Source organism: Niastella sp., assembly GCF_045805085.1.
Lineage (GTDB): Bacteria > Bacteroidota > Bacteroidia > Chitinophagales > Chitinophagaceae > Niastella.
On sequence record NZ_JBJMLX010000547.1, the window covers coordinates 1 to 3,773 of the forward strand.

Sequence of the window (3,773 nt, forward strand, 5' to 3'; positions counted from 1 at the left end):
TCTGGTCAATAAAAAAAGCAAAAGACTCACCGTCCGATTACTTCCTGGCCAACCGTAACCTGGGCTGGTTTGTGATCGGCGCGTCGATCCTCGCCTCCAACGTAGGTTCAGAACATATTGTAGGTTTAGCCGGAACAGCCGCCAGCACCGGAGTAGTGATGGGGCATTATGAACTGCATTCCTGGATTATTCTTACGCTGGGATGGGTGTTTGTACCCTTCTATATGCGAAGCATGGTGTACACCATGCCCGAGTTCCTGGAAAGACGTTTCAATGCAAAAGCAAGATGGCTGTTGTCGATTATCCAACTCATCAGCTATGTGATCGCAAAAGCGGCGGTAACCATTTATGCCGGCGCCCTGGTGTTTAACTCTCTGCTGGGTGTCGACTTCTGGACAGGCGCCATCATTCTTGTAGTAGTAACGGGGGTATATACCATCTTTGGCGGCTTGCACGCGGTAATGTATACCGAAGCCATCCAGGCCATTGTGTTGTTACTGGGTTCTGCTGTGTTGTTGTTTATTGGTCTGGATAAAGTAGGCGGTTGGGGCACGCTGATGCATTCGTTGCCCAAGGAAAAACTGAATATGTTCCAACCCTTGTCAAATCCCGATTTCCCGTGGGCTGGTATTCTATTCGCCTCGCCGATAGTGGGGCTATGGTACTGGTGTACCGACCAGCATATTGTGCAGCGTTGTTTGGCGGCCCGCAATGAAAAGGAAGCAAGAAGAGGGACCATCTTTGCCGCGTATTTAAAGTTGATGCCTTTCTTCATATTCATGATCCCCGGGTTGATTGCCTATACATTACATCAGCAGGGTAAAATCAATATGACCGATACCGATGTGGCGTTCCCTACGCTGGTAAAAGAGATCATGCCGGTTGGGTTAAGAGGTTTGTTGGCGGGTGGCCTGCTGGCTGCGTTAATGAGCTCGCTGGCGTCTGTGTACAATGCCTGTTCAACCCTGTTCACCATGGATATTTACAAGAAAATAAAACCCGGGGCATCCAATCACGAACTGGTGCGGGTGGGTCGCATTGCAACGGGTTTTGTGGTGCTGCTGGGGATGATCTGGATCCCGTTGATGAAAAATATCTCAAAAGGATTGTATGGCTATCTGCAAAGCGTACAATCGTACCTGGCGCCGCCTATTGCCGCTGCCTTCCTGCTGGGTGTATTCTCCAAACGCATCAATGCAAAAGGAGCCTTTACCGCTATGGTGGCAGGATTTATTATCGGTATCCTGAAGCTGGTGCTTGAATTACTAAAAGGCAAATTGCCGGAGGGCGTGCTGTACGATTTCGCTACCATGAACTTCTTATACTTCTGTATTGCCCTGTTCGTGTTTTCTGTAGTGCTGATGGTTGTGATAAGCCTGGCTACGCCTGCACCCGATGAAGCGAATATAAAAGGATTGACGTTTGCTACTACTGTTGCTGAAGATAAAAAAGCATCCCGTGCAAGCTGGAATCAAAAAGATGTGCTGTTGACTTTGCTGGTGCTGGTGTTTATTATTGCCATATTTATATACTTTTCGCCATTGGGAATTGCGAAATAGGCAGAAACGAATATTACATGTAGTGCCATCCCGGTTACCGGGGTGGCATTTTTCTTTGCCCGCCGAAGCGCTGTTACCAGTTGTGTTTGGCTATTATAATGCAAATGTAAGATTGGTATTTACCACCATCGCATCTTACAAACCCGATGCCTATATCATGAAGGGAAGCGTCCCATTCGCCAATGCCCAGTACATGATCGCGGTGGCCCATGTTGGCGTCCTCAGTATCGATGATCATTGCTTTAATGGCGGCTTCGCCGGAATCGTAGCCCGAGCCGATCGATTCAAAGAAGTTTTCCTTTTTATCCTTTAGCCAGTCGGCTTGTAAGATATAACCACTCTGGTTGATGAAGTAATTGATGCCCAGGCCGTCGGGATTAACATGATCGAAGTAATTGCGTTTGGCCATATCAAGCGCTTTTGCTTCGGCCACTCTGGCCAGCGTATCGTTCCAACGCAGCGGCGCTTTGGTGATTGTCAGTTTGGAACTGAGGTGTAGTTCCTTGTAATATTTTTCCGGGTTGCTTCGAATGGTATTCAGCAATTGAAACGCCTGTTGCGCTTCTTCCATTACCACAAAGGGGTTGTTATTATACAGAAATGACAATAATAACATGACTACGGGCACCATGTAGGAAACTGCTTTCATATGAAGTACGGTATGGTTCTGAAATGAATATCGCTCTTATTCTAAATATAAGCATTGCCGGCCGCATTTGCAATAGAGAGAATAAAGGGATACATGGATTTAACATAAAGGGAAGTTAATAGAGAGTTGACCAGTTAACGAGTTAACCAGTTGACCAGGAAGAAAAAGCCAGGCGGGATAACATTTCAGCCTCACTTTTCATGATACAATCCCTCTTCACCGGTGGCCAAAGATTGTATAGTAATATCATTGTTATTGCCCAACAGATCGCCGGAACTCATAACTACAACGGCAATCGGCAGATTGCTCTTCATAATGGTGTCTCCGTTAAAACTGAAGGTTTTGTTATCAAATTGTAACTGGTCGCCAATGCGGTAACCCTGACCGTAGAGCCATTTATGTCCCCTGATATGTTCCGGGCTTAAGGTGGTACAGGAGGTAACGAGTGGGAGGGAAAGAATGGTGAGTATAGTTACTGTTTTCATAAGTGGGGAGTTTGGTAAAAAAACAGAAGCAAGAACCGGGCCGGTTGGTGATGGCTTTCGGGGCGCCTGGTGGGCGCCTTCAAGTACTTATGAGCAAGAATAATATACTAGCTGTATTAAGAGATTTTGCGTATTTCCAATAATTGTAATGTAAGCCGGCACTGCCGGTTTTTTATTTGTTTTTATTTTTCGGCACAGGTTAACACATCAAATTTTCTCGGGTAGAATTATAAACGAATAAGGACTGATGATGAACAATGGGCGTTTCGGGTTTCCGGAATGCCCTTTTTTAGTTGCTGCCACTGGGGGTTCCCATGGGTATGTAAGGTTAAAAAATTGGCTAAACCATGTGTCAACCATGTGTGAAACATGTGTGTTTCATTGGTGATGTACCCCATTTGACACATGGATGACACATGGTTGACACATGGATGAGGCCAGGTTCAAACATGGCAGACCACTATCCAGAAATAAAGTTCAAACGATATTTTGTCATTTGAAAAATCCGGCTACCTTTGCAGCCCCAATTAAAAACCGGGCAGGGTAAAAGAAGAGCAGGAAAAGAGGCAAAAGAGGAAGCGCTGAAAAAATAGTTCTTAAAAAAGTAGAAAAGATTTGGTGAAATGATTGAAACTCCTACCTTTGCACCCCCAACGAAAACGGGGCAGTGAAAAAAGAGGAAGAGAAAGCGAGATGAGTCACTGAAAATCAGCTCTTAGAAAAGAAAAGTGAGAAAGGAAAAAAGAAAGAAAAAGTGAAGAAAGATTTGGTGAAATGAAAGAAACACTTACCTTTGCAACCCCAATCGAAAAGAGGGGAAGCGAGGAGAGGAAGGGGAGAGAGAAAGCGAGGATGCGAGAGCAAGATACGAAGTAGATAATAACGAATGAGTGAGGTTGGACGGAGGTAAAGGAAAAGTAACATACGATATTTAAGATCTTTGAAAGTTTGGAAGCAACAGCACTTGAATAATTTCAAGTAAATTAATCAAGGTAAGAATCTAGCGACTCGAAAAAAATTAACACGATTCACAAAGTTGATTTTCTTATTGAGAGAATTTAGCTAAGTGATCAAAACTCA

3 protein-coding genes are annotated in these 3,773 nt (G+C 44.7%); 1 reads left to right on the forward strand and 2 read right to left on the reverse strand.

Features of this window, described 5'->3' with window-relative positions; all coding sequences use genetic code 11:
* Window positions 1–1,559 (forward strand): sodium:solute symporter (locus ACJ751_RS28510; protein ID WP_407748944.1); only part of this gene is annotated, 1,559 nt, incomplete at its 5' end.
* Window positions 1,560–1,632: 73 nt separating this feature from the next.
* On the opposite strand, the gene ACJ751_RS28515 is transcribed toward ACJ751_RS28510, so the two are convergent.
* Both ACJ751_RS28515 and ACJ751_RS28520 read right to left on the reverse strand, forming a co-directional pair.
* Window positions 1,633–2,208 carry a CAP domain-containing protein gene (locus ACJ751_RS28515; protein ID WP_407748945.1) on the reverse strand — a complete coding sequence of 192 codons (576 nt, stop codon included), beginning with the start codon at window positions 2,206–2,208 and terminating at the stop codon, window positions 1,633–1,635.
* Window positions 2,209–2,399: 191 nt separating this feature from the next.
* Window positions 2,400–2,693: a hypothetical protein gene (locus ACJ751_RS28520; RefSeq protein ID WP_407748946.1), complete on the reverse strand. Its 294-nt coding sequence runs from the start codon at window positions 2,691–2,693 to the stop codon at window positions 2,400–2,402.
* Window positions 2,694–3,773: the final 1,080 nt, after the last annotated feature.